Raw genomic sequence first — 24,049 nt, forward strand, 5'->3', positions numbered from 1 at the left:
CTGTGATCGCCAGCGCTGGGCTGGCGAATGTGAGAACGCTCTCGGCTTCATCCTTCCAACTCTTTAGACCGCGACTATCGAGTCACTTCATCATGTCATTGTCTGAGATACGCTTGAACGACACTGGCGTCATCGCTTTAACCAATGCAATGTAGGCTTCCGATTCGGAGTTAAGCTTCGCTGTTTGCTTGTCCCGATCACCAGAGAATGGACCTGCCCGGAGCCACTCGCTAACCGCATCGTCCATCATTCGGTAATAGGCCGCTTCACCAACCACGTAAATGGCAAAACCCAGAGCCGTTACCCAGCCGGAAGCAACCGTCCCTGCCCAGCCGGCGGCAGCCGGGATGATCCGTCCGAGAGCTACCTGCGCCGCCTGGACAGACGTTCGCTCAACAACGCGACGAGTGGTAGGTGTCAATAAACGCGCTGCGATAATATCAGAGCTGACCATGGTCGCCACGCCACTGGCCTTGGTAAGTTGGGCAAAGCCGGTGCCCCATCGTCCATTGACGAAAGAGACAACAGAATCATTGACCATCAGGGCGGTCGTGAACATACCAGCGACCCAGCCCAACGCCTGAAGTTTGTTGCGAACAATTTCTTTTGCCATTTCCTCAGCCACGTTGACCTTGTTTGTCATTGCAGTAAACCACTTGGCTTCCTCCTTTCCTTTGGCAATCCAAGGGACGAGCCATCCGGGATGCTTAGGCAACAACGTTACAAGTTGGGCTGAGCTAATGCCCAAATCTGCAAAAGCACTAATAAACCTGGCAACACTTTTTATTTCGAGTCGAAGAGCCTGTGCTTGAACACAAAAATTCCAAAAATCGAACACTACCAATAACGCCGGCAATCCATCCGGCCGAACCGTGGCCTGATGTAGCAAACTCTTAACCGACGGGTGTTTCACCACCCCATTAAACGCATCGGCATCGGCCACTTTCAGACTGGCCGCTACTACCGCCCCAGACGTCAGCGTATTGCCCTGCTCATCGAGTACGTCGAGCACAATGTAAGTACGCCCCTCGTCGGCACCTTCCAACTGCAGGGTAGTTTTGCCGGGGATTGCGGTTTCGGAAAAGCCTTCAAACGCACCTTTTATACGGTTGATGTCAGCCGTAAACACGGCGCCACGTTGTGTCAGTTCAGTTTGAATCCTCGTCAGCCACCACTGGGAAATTTCACCGGCGACACTGGAGAAGGCGTATGCCGCAGAGCGTGCCTGCATTGTTCTCGCCTCGCTGTCCGGTGCCCGAATCTGTTCCTGATGATCCGCCATGCTGCGTAGCACATTGGGTTCCAACACGCGCATGTCCTGGCTGCGGTCTTCCAGTGCTTCAACCATAAATTTCAGATTAGACACGGTCGCACTGCCAACCCGGCATTCGCTCGCGGTGTTTTGGAACGGCAATAGCATCGCACCCAGGGGATGTTCGCCTTTGGCAATCATCAATGCCATTGCAGCCGCTTCGTCATCACCGTTTGCATGAGAGTCCTGCTGCAGCATCAGTGGGTCGGCGCGATACTGGCACGAGGCATGGACCGATCTCGTTTTCTTTCTCATTCGACCACTTTTAGATCAAGCCATCGTCGCTTCATTCAAATTCGGCACGCTGTACTGCATCTGGTCTTCCAGCGAGTCCCACGGGAAGTTGCGGATCTTTTCTATGTGGGCGGGGTAGCCTTCTTTTTCCCACCACTCCAGATCCAGCGTGGCCCAATAGTCAGCCGGGCGTTCGCGTTTGCCTGCGGCGTCGTACGCGGCTGTTGTCGGATCGAGATGACGATAAGGTTCTAGGGCCGGGATATCCGGCAAGGGTTGGTTGACGTCCATGTATCGCTGCAACTCATCCCAGTGGGCGTAGAGTTCTACTTTCTGCGTGCTGTGCACCTCGGCCACTGCCGTTTGCCAGCCGCTGTATCGGTGGCGAAGTTGTAACTTGTAACTGAAGGGGCCCTTGGGCTGAACGTGATAGGAAATATAAGGGTCAAACTCGATAAACGGCGCTTCAAAGGTTTCTTCGCGCCAGGTGCGGAATTTGACCATGCCGGTGGGACGGAAGAAGCCGCAGCCCAGGTCTTTGACGATGAAGTCGGGGTTACGCTCGAGGAACCAGGTGAAGGGGTAGCGGCAGAAGAGATGGAGTCCAACCATCCAAGCGCCTACTTCAAAGAATGAAGCGAACGCAGTCCAACCATCCAAAAATCCAACGATCATCGCTGCCAAAAAATTGCACGCGAAAAAAAAGCCAAAAATCGAGTAATCCGCGAAAGCTCCAGCAAGCATTAATAGAAGCTGCCAACGTGTTTTAATTAGATCTTTAGGTTTTTTCTTGTGGGTCCACGCACGACCCTCTGGCAATCGACTGCCGCTTTGAGTTTGATGAGCCTCTGCATATTTAGGGCGCTCGTGTATATTTAACTTGCTGTAGCGCCCCCAAGCCAACCTTTCTATCAGGTCGCTCCCTTCAAGCAACTTCACAAAGCCATCTGGGCTCTCCAAAGCATGTTGTTTCGGAATATTAGCTGAACGAAAAGCCGTTTCACGGTATTCGCTCATCATATCTAACTGATTATCGCTGCCACTCAACGTCCAGATGCTCCATTATGTGAGTCACTTCCTGGCCCTCGTATTGCTCTGCGTCTCGCTGCCATACATCAACCGTAAAAGTCAGCGAAAGACTTTTCACCCGGTAACGGGTTTTGACACGCTCGTAGTCCGATTGCGGCGTAAAGTCTGACAACTGCGACTTGCCAATCATGAAGTTGATTGACTGGCGTTGCTCGTCGTAGTCATTTTCAATGCCCTGACGGATGGTGCCCGATTTTCTGGCAATGGTTTCAGTACGCCAGCCTCCGGCCGGGCTCGGGCTTCCGCTTGAACGATACCGGCGTCATGGTCTTCACTCGCGCAAATTCTTAAAATAAATCTGCCCCGGTTTTTTCGAATTGCGAGTGGAACCTGGAAGGTGACCGGGCCTTGCAGTTCCGGCGCGGGGAACACCAGGTTGCGATCGATGTGGCCGCTGGGTAGGGGCTGGACTAGCGCCATGAGTGATTGGCCAGGTCGGTCCGGTTTTCGCGTTTGAAAGCTTCGTAGTCATCTTCGCTCATATTTCGCCAGTATAAGGGATCTCGCCCCTTCTTCTCGTCCTGGGCGCGGGTGGTGAGGTCCAAGTGGCGGTAGGCTTCGAACAGGGGAATATCCGGCAGCGACTTGGTTACGTCCATGTACTGGCGAATCAGGTCCCAGTAGGCCAACACGTCTTCGCGGTTGGTGGTGGCGGCGAGAAGTTGGTTCATGGGCAAGGCCCATTCCTGAGTCTTGTGGACCAGCACCAGCCGGTACCAGATATTGCCCTGATGATCCGGCAGGCTCAGCAGGTAGCCGTCCCATTCATGGAAAGGGGCCTGCGCCCGGATTTCTCCGGACTGACCTTCTTTTCCCGGGTTTTTGAACAAGGTCACCATGCCGGTGCGGCGGTTGAGTTCCCAGAGAGGGCCTTTGGGTTCCTGGTAGACCACTTTTGGGTATTTTTTCTCGAGGAAGCGGCCGATACCCCAGCAGAGAAGCATGGGTAGGAAAAAATAAGTCACGAAAGGGAAAATGCCATCCCAGAAATACATTTGAAAATTCATGTATTTTGGCACTTGGGTCCAACCGAATACGATTACCAGTAAAAAAATCGGAAATAACCAAGTAAACAGTATACGTCCACCATGCTGCATCCACAGCAGCGCCCAGCTTATCTTGGGCAGGGTGGCGTAGCGCAGGCATTCTTCATCCAGGCGACCATGATAGGTGTGCCGCTCCTCCAGTTCAGTGATGCCCTTTCGCTTTTCGATTTCTTCAGATTCTCTTAAGTGCTGAGGGTCCCAAGTGTTTAGAAATCCAGGAGGAATCAGGCCGGACAACTTTCCCTCGGACAAGGGCGATCCCATGGTCCAACTTTTGCGGAACAACGTGCTCTGCTGGCTGGTCTCTGCCAGCTTCGAGGCTTTGCGGTTGCTGCGATAGGCCGTGGGCGCGTAGCCGGAATCATCCAAGACGGCAGTCATGTGCCTTCCTCCGCTTTATGGGTCTGCTCATCCGCCCAGAAAAGCTGGCCGGTCTCAGTGAAATCTGGTTCGCCGTGTGCGGCCAGATCGAAGGTGGCCGGGTCGTGCAGTTCCGGCGCGGGGAACACCAGGTTGCGATCGATGTGGCCGCTGGGTAGGGGCTGAACTAACGCCATGAGTGATTGCCCAGATCGGTCCGGTTTTTACGCTTGAAGGCGTCGTAGTCTTCTTCGTTCATATTTCGCCAATATAAGGGATCTCGCCCCTTCTTTTCGTCTTGGGCGCAGGTGGTGAGGTCCAAGTGGCGGTAGGCTTCGAACAGGGGAATATCCGGCAGCGACTTGGTTACGTCCATGTACTGGCGAATCAGGTCCGAGTAGGCCAGTACGTCTTCTCGGTTGGTGGTGGCAGCGAGAAGTTGGTTCATGGGCAGGGCCCATTCCTGAGTCTTGTGGACCAGCACCAGCCGGTACCAGATATTGCCCTGATGATCCGGCAGGCTCAGCAGGTAGCCGTCCCATTCATGAAAAGGGGCCTGCGCCCGGATTTCTCCGGACTGGCCGTCTTTTTCCGGATTTTCGAACAAGGTCACCATGCCGGTGCGGCGGTTGAGCTCCCAGAGAGGGCCTTTGAGTTCCTGGTAGACCACTTTGGGGTATTTTTTCTCGAGGAAGCGGCCGATACCCCAGCAGAGGAGCATGGGTAGGAAAACATAGGCCAAAAACGGAAAAATTCCGTCCCAGAAGAACTCATGAAAAGTCACATGATCCGGTTCTTGAGTCCAACCAAAGGCGATGACCAGCAAAAAAATTGGAAACAACCAGGTGAACAGCAACCGCCCCCCATGCTGCATCCACAGAAGTGCCCAGCTTATCTTGGGCAGGGTGGCGTAGCGCAGGCATTCTTCATCCAGGCGACCATGATAGGTGTGCCGCTCCTCCAGTTCAGTGATGCCCTTTCGCTTTTCGATTTCTTCATATTCTCTTAAGCGCTGAGGGTGCCAAGTGTCTAGAAATCCAGGAGGAATCAGGCCGGACAACTTTCCCTCGGACAAGGGCGGCCCCATAGTCCAGCTCTTGCGGAACAACGTGCTCTGTTGGCTGGTCTCTGTCGGTTCCGGGGCTTTGCGGTTGCTGCGGTAGGCCGTGGGGGCATAGCCGGTCGGGTCGAGGGTGGCGGTCATTTGGCCGCCTCCGCTTTATGGGTCTGTTCATCCGCCCAGAAAAGCTGGCCGATCTCAGTGAAATCTGGCTCGCCGTGTGCGGCCAGATCGAAGGTGGCCGGGTCGTGCAGTTCCGGCGCGGGGAACACCAGGTTGCGATCGATGTGGCCGCTGGGTAGGGGCTGAACTAACGCCATGAGTGATTGCCCAGATCGGTCCGGTTTTTACGCTTGAAGGCGTCGTAGTCTTCTTCGTTCATATTTCGCCAGTATAAGGGATCTCGCCCCTTCTTTTCGTCTTGGGCGCAGGTGGTGAGGTCAAGCTGACGATGGGCTTCGAACAGGGGGATATCCGGCAGCGACTTGGTCACGTCCATGTATTGGCGGATCAGGTCCCAGTAGGCCAGCACGTCTTCGCGGTTGGTGGTGGCGGCGAGAAGCTGGTTCATGGGCAGGGCCCATTCCTGAGTCTTGTGGACCAGCACCAGCCGGTACCAGATATTACCCTGATGATCCGGCAGGCTCAGCAGGTAGCCGTCCCATTCATGAAAAGGGGCCTGCGCCCGGATTTCTCCGGACTGACCTTCTTTTTCCGGGTTTTTGAACAAGGTCACCATGCCGGTGCGGCGGTTGAGTTTCCAGAGAGGGCCTTTGGGTTCCTGGTAGACCACTTTGGGGTATTTTTTCTCGAGGAAGCGGCCGATGCCCCAGCAAAGGAGCATGGGTAGGAAAACATAGGCCAAAAACGGAAAAATTCCGTCCCAGAAGAACTCATGAAAAGTCACATGATCCGGTTCTTGAGTCCAACCAAAGGCGATGACCAGCAAAAAAATTGGAAACAACCAGGTGAACAGCAACCGTCCCCCATGCTGCATCCACAGCAGCGCCCAGCTAACGTTGGGAAGGGTAGCGTAGCGTATGCTGTCGCCATTGATCCATCCAACTGGGTTAAACGGCTCTCCCCCGGCCTCTGCCTCAGCTTTGAAGCAATGAAGGCTCTCCTCATCTTCCCTGACCTCCTTGGGTCCCCAAGTCTTGAGAAAATTCGGGGGGTACACGCCGGACAGCTTTCCCTTGGGCAACGGCGACCCCATGGTCCAGCTTTTGCGGAACAATGTGCTCTGTTGGCTGGGCTCTGCCGGTTCCGGGGTTTTGCGGTTGCTGCGGTAGGCCGTGGGGGCGTAGCCGGTCGGGTCGAGGGTGGCGGTCATTTGGCCTCCTCCGATTGATGGGTCTGTTCATCCGCCCAGAAAAGCTGGCCGGTCTCAGTGAAATCTGGCTCGCCGTGTGCGGCCAGATCGAAGGTGGTCGGGTCGTGCAGTTCCGGCGCGGGAAACACCAGGTTGCGTGAGGCTTGACCGTAATCCCAACTGCCGCGCCATTGGGCCCGAACCAGCACTTCGCTGGTTTTTAGGCCCTCCTGACCCCAGAAATTCTTGAAGATCTCCCGAGGCGGTAGGGCGAGGTAGTAGGCCTTGCCGTTAAGTAGGGGCTGTTCCAGCACCACCTTCGGCGGTTCCTGCAGGGTTTCCCGTTGGGTCTTCAAGCCACGTCGCGAGGGCTTGCGGGTGATCTGCACCGGGCGCATGGCAACGGTCAGGCAGGCCTCGTTTAGAATGGCGGTCACATTGTTTTCCACTTTTACCACTGTGTTGATTTTTGCAAACTCTCTGTCCTGCCGGGGATCTATGTTGTACCCCTGACCCGCCAGTTTGGCCGACATGTTATGAGCCGTCTCGATGGTAATACGAGACCTGGCTAACAAATCCACCAGCCGGTAGTACGTTTCTTGCGGGTTGTTGGCCAGGTGGGGATAAGCGTCGTCCTGTTCCGGTCCGAAAGGTCCACGCTTCAACCAGTCCACCAGGGGCGGGTCGTCCAGCACTACGGCCAGTAGCCCGGCCCCGATAGCCAGGGTGGCACCGGCCACTACCCAGCCCCAGGGACCCAATCCCAGCAGTATGGGAGCAATACCCGCTTCGGTCATTTTGGCCATCATCAGGCCGCCCATCAGCATCATGCCGCCACCGACGGCTGAGGCCCCGTAGGCTGCAGCGGCCTCCATATCACCGGTGTCCCACTCATGGGCCATGTCCAATAGCGACACCGTAATGGTGATCCCGGCGGTGACGATGCCCCCGAGTAGTCGACGGCTCACTATGCCGGGCAAGGCATTTGCCAGCCTTGTAGATGCTTTTCCGACAACTTCAGAGTTGATGGTAAAGGCAGTTTTGCTAAGTTTTTTGCTTGCGTTTTTCCAGATTTCAAGATCCATACTTAGCCGCTCTGCGGCGATTGTGCCCGCGAATATCAGATCAGCAGCGGCGCTAACGCCGCCTGAAAATGCCCTAAAACGACCTTTCTGTGCCAGGGTTTTACTGAATAAGTCTCGCTCTCTCCAAATATTATGCCCCTCAAACACCAGCACCAAATAAGGCACTCGTATCCGGCTAAAAAGTTCATCCCACCGTTTAAGCCGGCGCATATCCCGCTGGGCCCGGACCACCTCAGAAGTCTCAGGGGCGGCGTAAACCTGCATCCGCCGGGCCTCGGCCGTGTCAGCCAGATCAGGCATAGTGGATTTACGAGTACCGGCCAGGGGCTGGCCGTCAGCGTCCAAAAACTCGCCGTAGAAGCGCCGGTGGCCATTGGCTTTGTGGGTGTATTCCCGGTCTGCTTCTGTTAACCCCATGTCCAGGCCGGAAGCCGGGTCGCGCAACCCCAGGATAATCCAGCCCTGTGGGACGGCGTTGCGGGCGACCATCTGGACGCCGCCCAGTAGCGAAGGATCGCGCGCCTTGGCCATTCTTAGCAGGGGGCCGTAAAGTCGGCTGTCGAGTCTGTAAGTCTGGGATTGCAGTCGGTTGGCCAGAGCCCGGACATGCTTGTCGATTCCGTCCAAGATGGCGCCAACGGCGGCCATCCATCGCTTGGATTCTGAGGACAGATCGATGGCATCGGTTTTTACCAGACCTGCCAGTGCTGCAGCGGTGAGGGTTTGCACTTCGTCCGATTGCGGTGGCTGGTCGGGTAACTGCTCCAGGTCAGCCGGCCGGCAACGACCATCGCCACACTCTGCCCGGTTCCCGCTCTCGGTGGCTGTGCTGCCCACTTCATCTAGTTGCTCCGCCGGGAACAGCATGGCGTGCAAGGGCTGATCACTGCCGTCTCCAACAATTTTCAGGACCAGATCGTTGGCGTCCCGCACCTGGGCCTCGCTGGTAGGGGCCGAGCGCGCGAGGTGATCGACACTGTTGGGGTCTATGGCCAGGACATGGAACAGATCCTGCGTGAGGGCGAAACCCTCGAGATAGTCGGCACCGGAGAGACTGAACAGGTCCGCCATGGCGACTTGATTATCGGTTTGCCGGACCAGGTCCGCCAATTGTTTCTGGGATTCGGCCAGCGCTGCCCTCGCAAGCTGGCGTTGCGCCGTCAGCAGATGGGTGTGCAAAGGGCTGAAGCGGCTAGTATCAATCTCTTCGAGGTAACGGTGCAGGGGGTTGGCCTGGCCCCCCAGTCGTTCGGGCGCCATTAACCGGTAGACTACCTGGGCGCTGTCGCTGTGGGGCTTCTGGCCGATTGCTTCAAGCAGGCTGGTCAAAAACCCATGGGCTTCCAGTGCTTCGGTCAGGCAGTGCCGTAGGCGGAACAGGCGGTCTTCCAAAATAATGCCGCTATAGCCCTTCTCCCGCGGGGCGGCAAGGGTGTCCTCACTGGATTCCAGTGTTTGCCAGAGGGACTTTTCTTCAGTGCCGGATGTTTCATCTATAAAGGCCGCCGCTCGCGCTGCAGGCGCTCGTCTCAAGAGGGCGCCTCGGTAATGCGCGGCTTCCCAGGCTTCCTCTGCGGATTCCTTGTCCGCAGCGAAAGCCTGCGCTTCTTCACGTGCCTGTCCGTAAAGGTTTTTTGCATATTGGCCGCGTAAATCATAAACGCTGCTCCACGGCTTCGGCAGAAGCTGTTCCAGGTAAGGCTCCCGAAGCCTCATTTCAGGAAGTTGTAACAAAGAAATCAGGTGACCCGGCGTCTGCCGGTCGCGTAGTTGCGAGGCGACCTCCGGCGCTGGCTCCGGCCCTTTTAACCCCTGACACCTTTCGGCCCGAGCCGAATCAGAAGCCTCAAGATAAGCAACACGCCGCGAGGACCACTGTACTTCAGAGAACGCCATCTGGAATTCGGCAAGAACAGAGCGGTTCATTTCGCTGACTGGCATCCAGATGGCCTGTTGGGGCTTCCCTATGGCTGGTCGCCGATCTTCCGTCAGGTCAGATTTCTCGCTGTCCCGGTAATCCGTCAGACGAATATCCAGAAACTCCATGGTTCGCGAGTCAGAGTAGCGAACTTCCAGTTCCCGCCAGAGGTGCCCCTTCCTGAATACGTAAATAAAACCTGGGCGCACAGGGACCAAATGTTCGTTCGGGTGACCGGGCTCAGGCTCGGGATCGTGAATGAGTGTCAGGGGAACCAGCGGCAGGATACGATTCCACTGTTTTTCCATTTGCCTTTCGGTGGCGGAAACCGCTTCGAACAGCGGCACCCTTATAGAAGCGCCCTCATCTGCATCAATATCCAGCCAAATATTCCTTGCAGGCTGGGCCTTCCAGGGCCAGACATGAAGCTGGCTGTTGCCGTGTTCCTCCCGTGAAACCTGATTCTCCAGCCACTCCTGCTGTTCGTTATCACTCTCGTCAAAGATCTGGAACGAATGACCCTCTGCGGAACGTTGCCCCATCACCTCAATGATCAACGATTCGCCTTCGCAGGCCGGGCCACAGCTTCCTGCTGTTTGGGTAGACGTGGTTTCAGACATCCTTGTGATTCCTTTCCCTTAAAACAATAAATTCATGATCCGGCGCTGGCGTCATTCAGTGCCAGCCACTGTTGCTCGTTCAGTGTCGGCATTGGTGACATGGCAATCGGCTCCGGGTTTTCATCCATTACCCAGCGCTGTTGGCCGGGCTTGCCGTACCAGTATATTGCGCGATCAATGATCTCAGCGTCCGGCATTGATTGTACCGCCAGACTGCGCCAGATCTTTGGGTCGTAGAGCCGCAAAAGTCCTTTCCGATTGCCGTCAAAACACACGGTCAGCCGGGCTCTTAACCAACTGACTACAGCATCCAGATCCTGTGTAGACTCTAAAATCAAACCACTCAAACTTTCGTCTTCGAGGCCCATCAGTGCCCAGCGATATTCTGCGCTGTTCTGTACCGTTTCCAACAGAATCGGGCTTTCATCCAGGTAGTCTTGCCACTCGCTGTCCGCGAACAGATAGGCCCATTGAGGATTATCGGAGATATCGTAGAGCGCCTGAAGTAACGTCTTTTTCTGCCTTGACTCCAGCACCAGATAGCGCGTGTCGGTTGAACTGACCATGGTGTACGACATCTCCATTTATACCGGCTGCGCTTTACCACACGGGCAATTGCTCAAGGGGCAAGAGCCGTCTGGCCGTTCCTGACAACGCTCCACCACCGCAGACCTGTTTATTCTTGCTTGCTTTAATCGATGGGCAACGATTGGTTTTGGTTTGGCATTCGCCCGCTGTCCAACCTCCGCCAACTCAACAGGCGCCACGGCCCCACCGTTCTTCTCCACCAACCCCGGCATCTCCGGCACCTGAACCTTTTGCCCACTTCCCCCACCCGCCGCGCCACCGGCGTTCATTTTGATCGCGGCGCCACCCAGGGACACGCCGCTGGGGTCGATCTTCACAAAGCTGCCGCCGGCTTTGAGGGTGATCTCTGCGCCCGCTTCTACCACTACCTTTTGACCCGCTTTGATGTGCAACTCTGTACCGGCCTCGTTGAGCCAGGCGGTTCCGGCTTTGAGGTGCAGTGTGCCGGTGACGCTGAAGCTGTGGTCTTTGCCTGTGCGCTCTCGTTTTCCTCCGCCTATGGTTTCGTGTTCGCTGGCTTTGACGTGGCTTATCCGGGTTTTTTCTACGGTCAGATGGCTGTCATTGTTGATGACTTCGGTTCGGTTGTTTTCGGTGAGCAGGTCCAGGTTTTTCTGAGCGTGAATATACACCTGTTGTTTTTCTGCTTCGTCTTCAAAGCGCACTTCGTTGCTGCCCTCGCCCTTGTGAGTCTGGGTTTTCAGGACGGTGCGGGTTTTGTATTGCGGCAGCGCGTAGGGCGGCATGCTGGTGACGTTGTAGGTGCAGCCGGTGATGATGGGCTGATCCGGGTCGCCGTCCAGGAAGGAGACGATGACTTCATTTCCAATTCTGGGCAAGGCCATAAAACCATATTGACCACCGGCCCAACCCTGGCTAACCCGGAGCCAGGCACTGCTGTGTTGGTTATTCGCGCTGCTTTCGGCATTGCCGGATAGCGGCCGCCGGTCCCAGGGGAAGTGGACTTTTACCCGGCCGTGTTCGTCGCAGTGGATTTCTTCGCCCTCGGGGCCTGTGACGATGGCCACTTGTGGCCCGTCCATCACAGGTCGGGGAAGCGAGCGAGATTGGGGACGGATTTGAAATCCGTCCCCCTCGGGCAGATCGGAGACAGGTCGGGGACGGATTTCAAATCCGTCCCCTTGGGGTAAATCGGGGCGCCAGGTTTTATTGGCGGGTATGGCATTGAACGTGTTGTGATAGGTGATGGCTTCGGCGCCAGCTTCTTGCTCCAATGCCTGAGGCTGTTTGCCGGTATGGTTGACGCTGGTTAGCAGCCAGTCGCGGTTCATGCTCTCGTGATTGTGATTGGTGAGCTTAACTTTCGCACCACAGGTGAAATCTGGCCGGTTGCTGGCACCCGTGGCGGTGTTGGCGTCATTTCGAAGCGCATGCAGGCGCGCCTGGGTAAAGCGTTTGCCGCTGGCGTCGGCTTTGAATCGGCCGGGGTAGTCGAAGTGTTGGTAATCCTGGCGTTGGTTTTCGAGGGCCGCATGGTGTTCATGCATCATGGCGTAAGCCGGATTTTTGAAGGTGTAGTCTTTCATCACCACGGCCGAGGCTTTTACGCGTTCTTCGGAGCACAAGCGAAATACGGCGGGTTGCTGGCTGCTACCACCCGCTTTGGCGTTGTATTCTGCGGCGTCCAATCTTGGGCCGTCACCGTGATGGTCGGCAAAAATAACCATTGGCTGCTGGCTGGCATCGATGCTGCCGTGACCGTAGCGGTAATGCCAACCTTCTTCCGCCGCCAAGCGCTGAATAAAGGCCAGATCACTCTCCCGGTGCTGAACGCAGTATTCCCGAACGTCGCCACGGCACTTCAGTTGAAACGCTACGGCGGGTATTCCGCGTTCTTGCAGAAGCGCGCTGGCAATGGATTCTGTGGTCTGGCCCTGAAAAATACGACTGTTGTACATCAGCTCAAGACGCCACAGGGGCGATTGCAGCACGATTTCATAACGGGTGCGGTGATGGCCGCTGTCACAAATGACAAAGTCGCTGACCACGCCGGTAAAGCGCCGCAGTGGCTCGCTGTTTTGCCATATTACCAGGTCAACCGATTGTTCCAGAACATCGCTGGCATCGATATCAGAATCGGTGCTGGCCAATTGCAGGCGGCCGCAGAACACCTGTGACAGGCCTTCTTTTAGATCGAAGCTAACGACGGAGAATACTTCAGAGGGAAACTCACCGACTTGTGCGGTGAACTGCAATCCATTTGCCTTGGGCATATCTTCAATCCTTGAAGGTATGTGTTTGAGTGATGATACTCTATTTTGGTTAGGCTGCGCTGTGGAGCGTGTCGCAAATCATGTACATGGGGACGGATTTGAAATCCGTCCCCGGGGCGTGGGTTACTTGCCTGGCTTCATAGGTCTCGCTCAGAACCGAACACACGGGGATAAACAGTACGAGGCCCACGCCAAGAAGAATGAGTAGTGCTTCCAAGTGCCTTTGCCCTTAAGAAATCCGATGCTCTGGATGTCTTGTATGGCCACTTTCTTCTGCGGCATTGGAATGAGTTTACCGATGCCGGCCAGAATACCTTTATCAGCGAGGTGTATACAAAGCTGCAGGATAACGAAGACTTGATGACACCTGATATGAGCAGAACAACGCGGCATATGGTTTCTCACGACTGGTTCGGGTCGTACCGCAATCTAAATGCGCTGGATAGAGTGGCTGCGCGCATCCGGTTTCAGAACTCATTTGCCGGAATCATTAACGAAATACGACCTTTACACTCAGAGCTTGAAGAAAATTTGTCATCAATTTTCCCCTTGTTTACAGAGTGTTGCAGGAGGAATTGAATAAATTTTCTTGTCTTTTCACCACTCGCTAAGCCGCTCATTTTCCCAACTGCAGCGCTGGGAGAAACAGCGCCTAAAAGCGACGCGTCGGTTCTGAGATCTTGGGCTTTGTAGCATTGGTCATGATGAACGACACAGGCCTGAGGCTTAAAGCGTGACTGGATACCGGCGCCAAAACCTCATCGCTGCACGCGGTGAACGTAGAAGAGTTTAAAAAAGACGATCAGAAATGGGTCAAATTCCAGATTCCGCCCTCCATCATCACCATTGTGTATGCCGCTACTGCCCAGATATCCGTAGGCAAAATGTTTGCTGCCGGGATAGTGCCAGGGATGGTGCTATCCGGGCTTTACGTAAGCTACGTGGTTATCCGCACCATGCTCAAACCCAGCCTTGCGCCCACTCCGGAACACATCGAAGTGAGCTGGTTTGAAATGTTCGGCTCCTTGAAATCGTTGTTTTTACCCACCCTGATTGTGTTCAGTGTTCTGGGCAGTATTTACGCCGAGATCGCCACGCCTACGGAAGCCGCTGCGGTTGGGGTAGTGGGGGCGATGTTGTCCGCGATGCTGCAGGGCCAGTTTACGATCGGAAATCTCAGTGATGCGGCCATGGATACGCTGCGCGTTACCACCATGATCATGTGGATCACCATAGGCGCCAAAATCTTTGTTTCGATCTTTACCGGGATCGGAGGTGCCGATTCGCTGCTGATGTTCATTGAAAACCTTGAGCTCAACCGTTGGCTGGTGCTGCTGGCGATGATGGGCCTTCTCGTTCTATTGGGCCTGTTCCTGGATGAAATCGGCATCATTCTGCTGTGTGTACCGGTGTTCATGCCAATCATCAGTTCGTTTGGTTTCGATCCAGTGTGGTTTGGTGTGTTGTTTCTGATTACCGCACAAATAGCATACATCACGCCGCCATTCGGCTACACGCTTTTTTATATCAAAGGGGTATTGCCGCCAGGAATTGGAATGGAGACTGTCTATCGGGCAATCCTCCCATTCCTCGTACTGCAAATTCTGGCGCTGATTCTGTTCATGTTGTTCCCGGACCTGGTCACCTGGCTGCCCAATCAGCTATCCCAGCGCCTGGTTTCCTGATTCTTTAATGGCGGAGATTGATTACATGTCTACCCAAAATTCTCGTATTTCCGGTTTTCACAACCTTTCCATGCACGAGCACCTGGAGAAAGTCATCGAAGTGGCTGGCCTGGCCCCAGACGTTGCAGACCACATGGGCAACACGGGCAATCTGGACGCAGAGATCGCAGACTCAATGATTGAGAACGCCATCGGGACCATGAACATTCCCATTGGCGTTGCGACCAACATGATGGTGGATCAGCAGGATACGTTGATTCCGATGGCCACAGAGGAGTCTTCAGTCGTCGCGGCGGTATGCAACGCTGCGCGCCAATGTCGGGACTCCGGAGGTTTTATCACCTCCATGTCGGGCTCACTGATGATTGCCCAGATTCAGTTGGTTGATGTGCCCAACCCGGAGTTTGCCCGTTTGCAGATCCTGGAGCACAAAGCAGAAATCAAGCAGGTTTGCGACGAAATCGACCCGGTGCTGCTCAAGCATGGTGGCGGATTCCGCGACGTGGAAGTTCGTGTTCTGGAGGGCCGCAAGACGGGCACCATGGTGATCACACATCTTATTGTGGACACCCGGGATGCCATGGGAGCCAACGCCGTGAATTCCATGGCGGAAGCCGTTGCACCGCTGATTGCAGAATGGACAAGAGGACGAACTTACCGGCGTATTCTGTCGAATCTTGCTGATCGCAGGCTGGCGAGAGCACGTGCAACCTGGACGCTGGATGCGATCGGGGGCGAATCAGTACGTGACGGTATCCTGGCCGCCTACGAGTTCGCCGACATCGACCCATACCGTGCTGCCACTCACAACAAAGGCATTATGAACGGCGTCAGTGCGGTAGTGCTCGCCACAGGCAATGACACCCGTGCGGTTGAAGCCGGTGCTCACGCTTACGCAGCACAAACCGGCCGCTATCGTTCGTTGAGCCACTGGGAGGCAGACCGTGATGGCAACCTGACCGGCATGATCGAAATACCCATGCCCGTGGGGTTAATAGGAGGGGCAACCAAATCCCATCCTACCGCACGCATTGCCCTGGATATCATGGCCGTTACAAGTGCGGAGTAATTAGCGCGCACCATTGCTGCCGTTGGGTTGGCACAGAATTTTTCCGCCTTGAAAGCCCTGGCGACCACCGGAATCCAGAAAGGCCACATGGCACTGCACGCCAAGAACATAGCGTTGATGGCAGGTGCGCTCGGTGCAGAGATCGAAGCCGTGGCGAAAGATCTGGTCAGATTGGGGAAGGTGAGGGTGGATATTGCTGAAGAGCTGCTGAGTAAGCTTCGGGGATAGCTGTATATTTTTTATTCTATTTGCTAGTGTGCTAATAAGGTTGCTACCAAATGGGTGAGGTGAAACGTTGGGTGATGTCGAGAACCTGGGAAGCGCGCTTAGTGCTGAAGAGTTTGTGCTAAGTCTGAAGCGCTATATCACACAAGTGCGGCGTGATCGCAGATTGTCGGGACCGAATGTGCGAACGACTACCGTACACAGCCGACAGCTCTGCGGCAGCCGGCTGACACTCGACGCGATAATTGAAGAAAACCGGATCAAAAAGCTTGGCTACCAAGTTAGGGCCTGCTCACTGGGGCAGGCAACAACCGCGATCGTTTATGAACGTGCACCAGGAATGACAGCGGAAAAGCTTCAGTCCGTTCAGAGTCAGCTGGAGCAGATTTTAAAAAATGATGTCCCACCTCAAAACGCTTTGATCTGGCCTGAGTTAGCGATTTTTCAACACGCGGCATTCATGCCGTCCCGGCATGACTCTGCATTATTACCCTTCAGGGCACTACAGGAAATTTTTTCAAAGGAGAGACACGGCGAGTCCTAATAAAAACGATATTTAAGAGGCATCTATATCCCTCAAGGAGATATAACATGGTTCAGAACATCATCGTGGTTGGCGGGGGTATTGGCGGCACAATGACCGCAAATAACCTGGTCGCAAAACTCTACCCGGAGATAGTCAGGGGCAAGGCACGCGTTACCCTGATATCAAACAGTCCATGGCACTATTACAAGCCCGCCTTTATGTACGTCGCATTCGGTGCATTCTACAAAAACGAGCTGCGCCGCCCACAGGCCTCGTTACTGCGCCCGGAAATCGACTTCGTTCTTGACGAGGTTGAAGGCTTTGAGTTTAAGGACAGTCGCCTGAGAATGGCTTCGGGTAAGAGTTATGATTATGACTACCTTGTTGTGTCGACTGGCTGCATTCCCTCACCAGAGCGCATAAGCGGTCTTAAAGAAGCTGGCGATCATTTCTATCAGCACGATCCTGCACGAGAACTGTACAAGAAAATTTCGACCATCGAAAAAGGCCGTATATTTATCGGCGTTACCTTTCCGACGACGCCTAACGTTCCACACCAGTGTGGCATTGCGCCGATGGAAACCACCCTGATGCTCGATGAATTTCTGCGCAAGCGAGGTGTAAGAGATCAGATAGAGATCGTTTACACGTATCCGACTGTTTCACAACTTGTCCGTAACTGTTTGTTCTTGCAGAAAGATACAGGTGCAGTTCTGCCGTCTATTTTCGATTCAAAAAACATCAAACACAAACGCGGTTTTACCCTTGCAAGCGTTGACCCCGAGCGTAAGGTGGCGATTTCCGAGGAAGGAGACGAAGAAGATTTCGATATTCTGATGCAGACCCCGCCCATTCGAGCCGTAGATGCGGTTATTAATTCGGGTGCCTCTCAGGCTCCCAACAACGAAGGATGGTTGCCGACAGATCGCCATTCGCTGCAACTTGAAGGCTATGAAAACGTGTTCGTAATGGGCGACACGGTCGATCTGCCTATCAGTAAGGCAGGTGGAAGTTGCCATAACCAGTCGCCGGTAATCTGCAACAACATTGCTGGCCTGATGCGGTTTGGTGAAACCCCGGCTGAATACGATGGAAGGGTACAGGCCATCGCCCAAATGGGTATGGAAGTCGGCATGCCGCTTTGGTACGACTACGATGTAGATGTCATACCGACGCCACCAACCAAAATCGGCGGGTTAATGCGTAAGGGATTTAACCGAGGCATTTATTGGTCTGTCGCCCGTGGGCTGGTCTGACAAGGAGAGCAAAATGAACAACGAATCCACAACAGTTTCAGCGCCTCATTCGCTTGAGCAATTACTGAAAACGTCGCCGGAATTGCAGGACCAGGCAACACTGGACGGTCTATCGGATCTGATCACGAAAGCAGCGCCGATAATACAGGGGCGGCGGCTGCACAACATAATTGATTTGCTCGCAGCGACCTCCGACGTTATCGAAATGGCGGATGATAATATGGTGCAAAAGTTGATGGCACTCTATGAAGAGGGCATTGGCGGTGCCTGGGCTATCAGCAACGCTCTGAGATATGCAGCAGTCCAGGCTGCTCATGACGAAACCCCGCCGACAATCTGGCAAAGCCTGCGGCGGTTAAGCAAAGACGAAGACGCCCGCCGAGGCTTAAGTATGGCTATAAACCTGGCTGCTGAGCTCGGAAGACAGGCCAAGGCTGCTAACGGGCCGATGCCGGAGGATTGAATGTTTCTGCTCGTCGACGAGCTTGAGTGTATTTTTATGTAGCGCCTAACGCTATGATATTAATGAAATAATAAACGCGTAGACTCTTTCCCGCAATGACACTCAATGGGATGGGTTTACATGACGCGTTTGTTTTTTCGTGTCCATGATTGCTGCCAGCGTCTTGCCGCTGGCAGCATGTTTTGATGGTTCTGGCTCATCAGGCAATGGCGCGGCGGCGGGTAACCCGGAAGCACCCGAGTTATGTCAGCATAACGACAGAATGGAATGTCTTTGTGAATAGCCGTTAACCACCGATCCAAGGCATCTTTCAGAATCCGGTTTGCAAGAACCGGAGACGGTGGGGCACCTTATGACAGCATCGTGTCTCTGGCTTGCGCGTTTCTACGGCTACCGATGTGAATTGTCAGCAGCCCCTAGGCTCCATCAAAATGAGTCGCGCTGCATCAAGATTCATTGCAACTCGTCACTTGGGCGTGAACGGTGCCGCTGGCCACTCGGGCGCTGATGGCTTGGCCGGCTTCAAGCTGCCCGGCATGCCGCACAATCTTGCCCTGGTCGTCTTTTACAATGGCGTAGCCCCGCCCCAGAGTGGCCAGCGGGCTGACCAGATTCAGGGTTTGCGCTGTGTAATCCAGTTGCTCACGGCGGCTTTTAAGCGCTTGCTGAATGGCCAGATTCAAGCCTGTTGTTGCCCGCAACACACGTTCGCTGGCGCTGGCCAGTTGCCTGTTAGGTGATTGCATGGTCAGGCGCTGTTGCAAATGGTCGGTACGCATATGCAAGCGCTGGGTTATCTGAGCCATTGCGCGGCTCAGGCGCACATCCAGCCCATCCAGGCGCTGTGCTTTTTCCTGCAGGCTGCGGCGCGGATCTTTTAATCGCGTGGAAAGCTGCAGCAGTCTGTTTTCAAGCGCCGTGTGTTGGCGCCCCACTGCAGCCTGCAGGCGTTCGCTGATGGCCTGTAATTGGCGTAACCAGATGCTCTGGTCTGGCGATATTTTTTCCGCCGCTGCTGACGGTGTCGGCGCCCGCAAATCCGCTACGTAATCGGCAATGGTGGTGTCCACCTCGTGCCCCACGGCGCTGACGGTGGCAATAGGGCAGGCGGCAATGGCGCGGGCTACGGCTTCTTCGTTAAAGCACCACAAATCTTCCAACGAACCGCCGCCGCGGCCAATAATCAGCACGTCCGCGCGATTGTGGGCGACAGCCCGGCCGATGGCAGCGACTATGTCTGCGGTTGCCGCCTGGCCTTGCACCGCGGTTGGGTAAAGTGTGACTGGAATGCCCGGGCAACGCCGAGCCAGCACTGTGAGTATGTCGTGAATCGCAGCACCCGTTGGGGAGGTAACCACGCCAATATGTCGGGGCAGGGCGGGTATGGGTTTTTTGCGCTCGGTGCTAAACAGGCCCTCGTTAAAGAGCTTTAACTTTAACGCTTCAAACGCTTGCTGTAGGGCGCCCGCGCCGGCTGGCTCCAAGTGCTCGACAATAATCTGGAAGTCGCCGCGGTTCTCGTACAAGGTCACTTTGCCGCGAATTCGTACCAGTTCGCCTTCTTTTGGCGCCGGGCGAACCCGCTGATTGGCGCCGCGGAACATGGCACAACGAATCTGGCAGTTACGATCCTTCAAAGAAAAGTACCAGTGCCCGGAAGAAGGGCGTGAAAACCCCGACAATTCGCCTTCAACCCAAACCTGCATGAAGCTGGTTTCCAGCAGGTGACGGGCCTGATGATTCAGCTCACCAACGCTGAGCGCCCGCGACCGGGTGTCCTGAAAGGCATCATTCACCAAAAAATCCCCATATTTTTATACGCAATAGCCGAATAAATTGAATGTAAACTGATTAAAATTCAGATACATGCAACCTTTGGTGAGAAACTGTGCGGTTTACTGGGCTGCAACAGATCTTTATAATAACGCGATTAAGAATTCTACTTTGCAGCGGCACTTTTCTATGCCCTTGCCAAGGTTTAAATTTAGCACGTTCAAAAGGCCGATCCCAATGCTGCGAATTGCCGAAGAAGCTCTCACATTTGATGACGTACTGTTGGTGCCCGGTTACTCCGAGGTTCTGCCCCACGAAGCCGACCTTCGCACACGCCTGACACGAACCATCACACTGAATGTCCCGCTGGTGTCGGCGGCCATGGATACAGTGACAGACGCAGAGCTGGCGATTGCCATGGCCCAAGAAGGCGGCATCGGCATTATGCACAAAAATATGAGCCCGGAGCAGCAGGCCGCCGCAGTGCGTAAGGTGAAGAAGTTTGAAAGCGGCGTGGTAAAAGACCCTATTACGGTCAAACCCGAGAACACCGTACGTGAGTTGGTCGAAATTACCATGGCCAATAATATTTCCGGCCTGCCGGTAGTAGACGGCAGCGAGCTAGTGGGCATTGTTACGGGTCGCGATATCCGCTTTGAGAGCAGCATGGACACGCTTGTGCGTGACATCATGACGCCCAAAGAAAAGCTGGTTACGGTGAAAGAAGGCGCCGATCTGGAATCGGTGAAAGAACTCCTGCACCGCCACCGCATCGAGAAAATCCTGGTGGTAAACGATAATTTCCAGCTACGCGGCTTGGTTACAGCAAAAGACATTCAGAAGTCCAAAGACTACCCGCTGGCGAGTAAAGACGACCAGGGCCGCCTGCGTGTTGGCGCGGCCGTCGGCACCGGCGGCGACACCGAAGCCCGCGTGATAGCTCTGGCGGAAGCCGGTGTTGACGTAATTGTGGTGGATACGGCTCACGGCCATTCCCGCGGTGTGCTTGATCGTGTGCGCTGGATTAAGGAACATTACCCCGAACTGCAGGTGATTGGCGGCAATATCGCCACAGCTGAGGCTGCCCTTGCCCTGGTTGACGCCGGAGCAGATGCGGTGAAGGTGGGTATCGGCCCGGGTTCCATCTGTACCACCCGCATTGTAGCCGGTGTGGGCGTGCCGCAGATTTCAGCGGTGTCCAGCGTGGCTGAGGCCCTGAAAAACAGTGACGTTCCGCTGATTGCCGACGGTGGTTTGCGCTTCTCCGGTGATATCGCCAAGGCTATTGCGGCCGGCGCCCACTGTGTGATGATCGGCAGCCTGCTGGCCGGCACCGACGAAGCCCCGGGTGAAATCGAGCTGTTCCAGGGCCGCAGTTATAAGGCCTATCGGGGCATGGGTTCAATCGGCGCCATGGGCCAGGGTTCCAGCGACCGTTATTTTCAGGATGCCAGCAAAGGCATAGAAAAGCTGGTTCCGGAAGGTATTGAAGGCCGCGTCGCTTGTAAGGGCCCGATGCGCAACATTATTCATCAGCTGATGGGCGGCCTGCGCGCTGCGATGGGTTACACCGGCAGTGCCACCATAACCGATATGCGCAACAAGCCTCGGTTTGTGCGCATCACCGGTGCCGGTATGCGCGAGAGTCACGTTCACGATGTGACCATCACCAAAGAAGCACCGAACTACCGCGTGAGCTGATCACAGGTTTTTTTATGCGGCCCCATTGTTGGGGCCGCATTGCTAATTTCCCCGAGGATTCCATGGCCCACGACATTCACGATCACCGCATCCTGATTCTAGATTTCGGTTCCCAGTACACCCAGCTGATTGCCCGCCGGGTTCGGGACATCGGCGTTTATTGCGAAGTGCGCGCTTTTGACATCAGTACTGAAGAGCTTGAAGCCTTCAATCCCAAGGGCATTCTGCTGGCCGGTGGTCCTGAGTCGGTCACCGAGCTGAGTGGCCCGCGCGCGCCTGACGGCCTGTTTGATCGTGGTATTCCTGTATTGGGTATTTGCTACGGCATGCAAACCATGGCCGAGCAGTTGGGCGGCCGGGTGGCGAGTTCGGAAAAGCGCGAGTTTGGCTACGCCCAAGTAAAAGTGCGCGCTAAAGGCCCGTTGCTGCAAGACATCACCGACCACTTGACTGTGACCGGCGAATCGCTGCTGGACGTGTGGATGAGCCACGGCGACAAAGTGGTTGCCATGCCCGAAGGTTTCGAACTTCTGGCATCCACCGAAAGCGCACCTATTGCAGCCATGCAAGATCTGTCGCGCCATCTTTACGGCCTGCAGTTCCATCCGGAAGTGACTCATACCTTGCAGGGTAAGCGCATTCTGGAACACTTCGTGATGAACATCTGCGGCTGCGAAGCGTTATGGACTCCGGCCAAAATTGTCGACGACGCCGTGCAAAAAATTCGCGAACAGGTCGGCACCGACAAAGTGCTGCTGGGCCTGTCTGGCGGCGTAGATTCCTCGGTGACCGCCGCGCTGCTGCACAAAGCCATTGGCGATCAGCTAACCTGCGTGTTTGTTGATAACGGCCTGCTGCGCCTGAATGAAGGCGACCAGGTGATGGACATGTTCGGCAGCAGCATGGGCGTAAAAGTCATTCGCGCCGACGCCGAGGAACGCTTCCTGACTAACCTCAAAGGCGTCAGTGACCCCGAACAAAAGCGTAAAGTGATCGGTAACACATTCATCGACGTGTTCGATGAAGAAGCTACCCGCATTCAGAATGTGCACTGGCTGGCCCAAGGCACTATTTATCCGGACGTGATCGAATCGGCTGCGTCCAAAACAGGCAAGTCCCACGTGATCAAATCTCACCACAATGTGGGTGGCTTGCCGGAAACCATGAAACTGAAGTTGGTAGAGCCGTTGCGCGAACTGTTCAAAGACGAAGTGCGTCGCATCGGTCTTGAACTTGGCCTGCCTTACGATATGGTGTATCGCCATCCGTTCCCGGGCCCGGGCCTGGGTGTGCGCATTCTCGGCGAAGTGAAAAAAGACTACGCCGACATCTTGCGCCGCGCCGATGCCATCTTCCTGGAAGAGCTGCACCGCGCCGATTATTACCACAAAACCAGCCAGGCCTTTGCGGTCTTTCTGCCGGTGAAATCGGTAGGCGTAGTAGGCGACGCCCGCCGATACGAATGGGTGATCGCGCTGCGCGCTGTAGAAACCATCGATTTCATGACCGCACGTTGGGCGCATTTGCCGTACGAACTGCTGGAAACTGTGTCTAACCGTATTATTAATGAAATCAGCGGCGTATCACGGGTAACTTACGATGTGTCGTCGAAGCCGCCGGCGACCATCGAATGGGAGTAGGTGGACGACCGGCTTTGATCGATACAAATAAATAGTAAAAGCCACCAAGCTCAGCATTACGCTGGGCTTGGTGGCTTTTACAGAGCTCAAAATTCGCCAGTAGTGCTGGAATCGATTAGAGTATTCAAATCGAACGATATTGAGGCAGCAACGATGGATGCACTTTCGGCCAATGAGGCAAAAACTCACTTTGGCGATCTTCTTTTAAAAGCTCAGCGGTCGCCGGTTCAAATCAACAAGAACGGTAAGCCGGTAGCAGTGATTATCTCAGTAGAGGAGTATGAGGGTATCGAAGCGCTCAAGTTACGATTTTTGCAAGGCAGAGTGGAACAGGCCGAAGCAGATATTGATGCAGATAAGCTGGTTGATGGTGAGTCGTTTTTCGACGAATTGGATGCAGGCCATTTCGATTGATGACAGGTTATCGCTTAACCCTGGATGCGAGATCGGACTTGGTTCAAATACGCACGTACACACTAAAGCAATGGGGAAAGGCTCAATCCCAAAAATACTTCGCACAACTGCGCAAAACCATACGCATGCTTTCTGACAATCATGCCATGGGCAAGCGTCAACAAGATGTTGGGCTGAATGTTTTGAGTTTTCCTTATAGCAGTCACGTCATCTATTACGTTGTAAGTAGGCAGCAGTTGGTAGTATTTGCGGTACTTCATAAGCGCATGGTCCCGCTCAATCATATAGGCGAGCGCGAGATGACGCAGTCGGATACTTGAGGTGGCGGTTCCCAGAGCTTAGACCCTCGGCGCGACGAATGGGTGACCGCCCTGTGTAAGCTGGAAGCCGCTCCAATTGAGTGATAATTGAGAGTGCCCACGCTGCGGACTATCGAGGC

21 protein-coding genes and 1 pseudogene are annotated in these 24,049 nt (G+C 54.9%); 10 read left to right on the forward strand and 12 right to left on the reverse strand.

The features are described from left to right. Positions 1 to 82 precede the first annotated feature (82 nt). From MIH18_RS22010 to tssI, 11 genes are all read right to left on the reverse strand, one after another. Positions 83 to 1,567: a hypothetical protein gene (locus MIH18_RS22010; protein WP_249013486.1), complete on the reverse strand. Its 1,485-nt coding sequence runs from the start codon at positions 1,565 to 1,567 to the stop codon at positions 83 to 85. 15 nt (positions 1,568 to 1,582) lie between these two features. Beyond that, entirely contained in the window at positions 1,583 to 2,593 is a 1,011-nt protein-coding gene (locus MIH18_RS22015) for a hypothetical protein (protein WP_249005188.1), read from the reverse strand. Further along, a complete protein-coding gene (locus tag MIH18_RS22020) occupies positions 2,577 to 2,765 on the reverse strand; it encodes a hypothetical protein (protein ID WP_249005187.1) in 189 nt (62 codons plus the stop codon). Before MIH18_RS22020 ends, MIH18_RS22015 begins: the two co-directional genes overlap by 17 nt. Positions 2,766 to 3,045: 280 nt before the next feature. Next, a complete protein-coding gene (locus MIH18_RS22025) occupies positions 3,046 to 4,062 on the reverse strand; it encodes a hypothetical protein (RefSeq protein WP_249013487.1) in 1,017 nt (338 codons plus the stop codon). After that, positions 4,059 to 4,238 carry a hypothetical protein gene (locus tag MIH18_RS22030; RefSeq protein ID WP_249005183.1) on the reverse strand — a complete coding sequence of 60 codons (180 nt, stop codon included), beginning with the start codon at positions 4,236 to 4,238 and terminating at the stop codon, positions 4,059 to 4,061. The genes MIH18_RS22025 and MIH18_RS22030 overlap by 4 nt, the downstream gene beginning before the upstream one ends. Then, positions 4,229 to 5,245: a hypothetical protein gene (locus MIH18_RS22035; RefSeq protein ID WP_249013488.1), complete on the reverse strand. Its 1,017-nt coding sequence runs from the start codon at positions 5,243 to 5,245 to the stop codon at positions 4,229 to 4,231. The genes MIH18_RS22030 and MIH18_RS22035 overlap by 10 nt, the downstream gene beginning before the upstream one ends. Further along, positions 5,242 to 5,421, reverse strand: coding sequence for a hypothetical protein (locus MIH18_RS22040; protein WP_249013489.1), 180 nt, complete (start codon positions 5,419 to 5,421; stop codon positions 5,242 to 5,244). The genes MIH18_RS22035 and MIH18_RS22040 overlap by 4 nt, the downstream gene beginning before the upstream one ends. Next, complete coding sequence (locus MIH18_RS22045; protein ID WP_249013490.1) at positions 5,412 to 6,434, reverse strand: hypothetical protein; 1,023 nt, start codon at positions 6,432 to 6,434, stop codon at positions 5,412 to 5,414. The genes MIH18_RS22040 and MIH18_RS22045 overlap by 10 nt, the downstream gene beginning before the upstream one ends. Then, positions 6,431 to 10,036 (reverse strand): hypothetical protein, encoded by a 3,606-nt coding sequence (locus MIH18_RS22050; protein WP_249013491.1) that lies wholly within the window; start codon positions 10,034 to 10,036, stop codon positions 6,431 to 6,433. Before MIH18_RS22050 ends, MIH18_RS22045 begins: the two co-directional genes overlap by 4 nt. A 32-nt stretch (positions 10,037 to 10,068) precedes the next feature. Further along, entirely contained in the window at positions 10,069 to 10,602 is a 534-nt protein-coding gene (locus tag MIH18_RS22055) for a DUF4123 domain-containing protein (protein WP_249013492.1), read from the reverse strand. Between the two features lie 18 nt (positions 10,603 to 10,620). Further along, positions 10,621 to 12,858 (reverse strand): type VI secretion system tip protein TssI/VgrG, encoded by a 2,238-nt coding sequence (tssI, locus tag MIH18_RS22060; protein ID WP_249013493.1) that lies wholly within the window; start codon positions 12,856 to 12,858, stop codon positions 10,621 to 10,623. Between the two features lie 207 nt (positions 12,859 to 13,065). Here tssI and MIH18_RS22065 point away from each other — a divergent pair, with 207 nt between their 5' ends. From MIH18_RS22065 to MIH18_RS22095, 6 genes and pseudogenes are all read left to right on the forward strand, one after another. Next, positions 13,066 to 13,437, forward strand: a complete 372-nt coding sequence (locus MIH18_RS22065) for an acyl carrier protein phosphodiesterase (protein WP_249013494.1) — start codon at positions 13,066 to 13,068, stop codon at positions 13,435 to 13,437. A gap of 158 nt (positions 13,438 to 13,595) precedes the next feature. Next, positions 13,596 to 14,543 (forward strand): TRAP transporter large permease subunit, encoded by a 948-nt coding sequence (locus MIH18_RS22070; RefSeq protein WP_283164903.1) that lies wholly within the window; start codon positions 13,596 to 13,598, stop codon positions 14,541 to 14,543. A gap of 25 nt (positions 14,544 to 14,568) precedes the next feature. Then, positions 14,569 to 15,840: pseudogene (locus MIH18_RS22075) on the forward strand (hydroxymethylglutaryl-CoA reductase, degradative). A 67-nt stretch (positions 15,841 to 15,907) separates the two neighbouring features. Next, positions 15,908 to 16,381, forward strand: a complete 474-nt coding sequence (locus MIH18_RS22085) for a hypothetical protein (RefSeq protein ID WP_249005173.1) — start codon at positions 15,908 to 15,910, stop codon at positions 16,379 to 16,381. Between the two features lie 47 nt (positions 16,382 to 16,428). Then, on the forward strand, positions 16,429 to 17,619 hold the full coding sequence (locus tag MIH18_RS22090) for an FAD/NAD(P)-binding oxidoreductase (protein WP_249005172.1): 1,191 nt from the start codon (positions 16,429 to 16,431) through the stop codon (positions 17,617 to 17,619). A 13-nt stretch (positions 17,620 to 17,632) separates the two neighbouring features. Next, complete coding sequence (locus MIH18_RS22095; protein ID WP_249013496.1) at positions 17,633 to 18,082, forward strand: DUF1641 domain-containing protein; 450 nt, start codon at positions 17,633 to 17,635, stop codon at positions 18,080 to 18,082. Between the two features lie 446 nt (positions 18,083 to 18,528). Here the strand turns inward: MIH18_RS22095 and xseA are convergent, their stop codons facing one another. After that, a complete protein-coding gene (gene xseA, locus MIH18_RS22100) occupies positions 18,529 to 19,878 on the reverse strand; it encodes an exodeoxyribonuclease VII large subunit (RefSeq protein ID WP_249013497.1) in 1,350 nt (449 codons plus the stop codon). Positions 19,879 to 20,092: 214 nt separating this feature from the next. On the opposite strand from xseA, the gene guaB reads away from it, so the two are divergent. The 4 genes from guaB to MIH18_RS22120 all read left to right on the forward strand — a co-directional run bounded on the left by guaB (position 20,093) and on the right by MIH18_RS22120 (position 23,930). Further along, positions 20,093 to 21,556: an IMP dehydrogenase gene (guaB, locus tag MIH18_RS22105; RefSeq protein WP_249005169.1), complete on the forward strand. Its 1,464-nt coding sequence runs from the start codon at positions 20,093 to 20,095 to the stop codon at positions 21,554 to 21,556. A gap of 62 nt (positions 21,557 to 21,618) precedes the next feature. Then, positions 21,619 to 23,196 carry a glutamine-hydrolyzing GMP synthase gene (gene guaA, locus MIH18_RS22110; RefSeq protein ID WP_249009000.1) on the forward strand — a complete coding sequence of 526 codons (1,578 nt, stop codon included), beginning with the start codon at positions 21,619 to 21,621 and terminating at the stop codon, positions 23,194 to 23,196. 153 nt (positions 23,197 to 23,349) lie between these two features. Next, positions 23,350 to 23,610, forward strand: coding sequence for a type II toxin-antitoxin system Phd/YefM family antitoxin (locus MIH18_RS22115; RefSeq protein ID WP_249005168.1), 261 nt, complete (start codon positions 23,350 to 23,352; stop codon positions 23,608 to 23,610). Next, complete coding sequence (locus tag MIH18_RS22120; protein ID WP_249005167.1) at positions 23,610 to 23,930, forward strand: type II toxin-antitoxin system RelE/ParE family toxin; 321 nt, start codon at positions 23,610 to 23,612, stop codon at positions 23,928 to 23,930. The genes MIH18_RS22115 and MIH18_RS22120 overlap by 1 nt, the downstream gene beginning before the upstream one ends. The last annotated feature ends 119 nt before the right edge of the window (positions 23,931 to 24,049 follow it).

This window comes from Marinobacter sp. M3C, assembly GCF_023311895.1.
In the GTDB taxonomy this organism is placed as follows: domain Bacteria; phylum Pseudomonadota; class Gammaproteobacteria; order Pseudomonadales; family Oleiphilaceae; genus Marinobacter.

Bases quoted from the DNA above. Each gene is read 5' to 3' on its own strand.
- guaA (WP_249009000.1), top strand. From the start codon at position 21,619: ATGGCCCACGACATTCACGATCACCGCATCCTGATTCTAGATTTCGGT.
- MIH18_RS22115 (WP_249005168.1), top strand. From the start codon at position 23,350: ATGGATGCACTTTCGGCCAATGAGGCAAAAACTCACTTTGGCGATCTT.
- MIH18_RS22055 (WP_249013492.1), bottom strand. From the start codon at position 10,602: ATGGTCAGTTCAACCGACACGCGCTATCTGGTGCTGGAGTCAAGGCAG.
- MIH18_RS22010 (WP_249013486.1), bottom strand. From the start codon at position 1,567: ATGAGAAAGAAAACGAGATCGGTCCATGCCTCGTGCCAGTATCGCGCC.
- MIH18_RS22025 (WP_249013487.1), bottom strand. From the start codon at position 4,062: ATGACTGCCGTCTTGGATGATTCCGGCTACGCGCCCACGGCCTATCGC.
- MIH18_RS22050 (WP_249013491.1), bottom strand. From the start codon at position 10,036: ATGTCTGAAACCACGTCTACCCAAACAGCAGGAAGCTGTGGCCCGGCC.
- MIH18_RS22020 (WP_249005187.1), bottom strand. From the start codon at position 2,765: ATGATTGGCAAGTCGCAGTTGTCAGACTTTACGCCGCAATCGGACTAC.
- MIH18_RS22095 (WP_249013496.1), top strand. From the start codon at position 17,633: ATGAACAACGAATCCACAACAGTTTCAGCGCCTCATTCGCTTGAGCAA.
- MIH18_RS22045 (WP_249013490.1), bottom strand. From the start codon at position 6,434: ATGACCGCCACCCTCGACCCGACCGGCTACGCCCCCACGGCCTACCGC.
- MIH18_RS22040 (WP_249013489.1), bottom strand. From the start codon at position 5,421: ATGGCGTTAGTTCAGCCCCTACCCAGCGGCCACATCGATCGCAACCTG.
- MIH18_RS22120 (WP_249005167.1), top strand. From the start codon at position 23,610: ATGACAGGTTATCGCTTAACCCTGGATGCGAGATCGGACTTGGTTCAA.
- MIH18_RS22090 (WP_249005172.1), top strand. From the start codon at position 16,429: ATGGTTCAGAACATCATCGTGGTTGGCGGGGGTATTGGCGGCACAATG.
- guaB (WP_249005169.1), top strand. From the start codon at position 20,093: ATGCTGCGAATTGCCGAAGAAGCTCTCACATTTGATGACGTACTGTTG.
- MIH18_RS22035 (WP_249013488.1), bottom strand. From the start codon at position 5,245: ATGACCGCCACCCTCGACCCGACCGGCTATGCCCCCACGGCCTACCGC.
- tssI (WP_249013493.1), bottom strand. From the start codon at position 12,858: ATGCCCAAGGCAAATGGATTGCAGTTCACCGCACAAGTCGGTGAGTTT.
- MIH18_RS22030 (WP_249005183.1), bottom strand. From the start codon at position 4,238: ATGGCGTTAGTTCAGCCCCTACCCAGCGGCCACATCGATCGCAACCTG.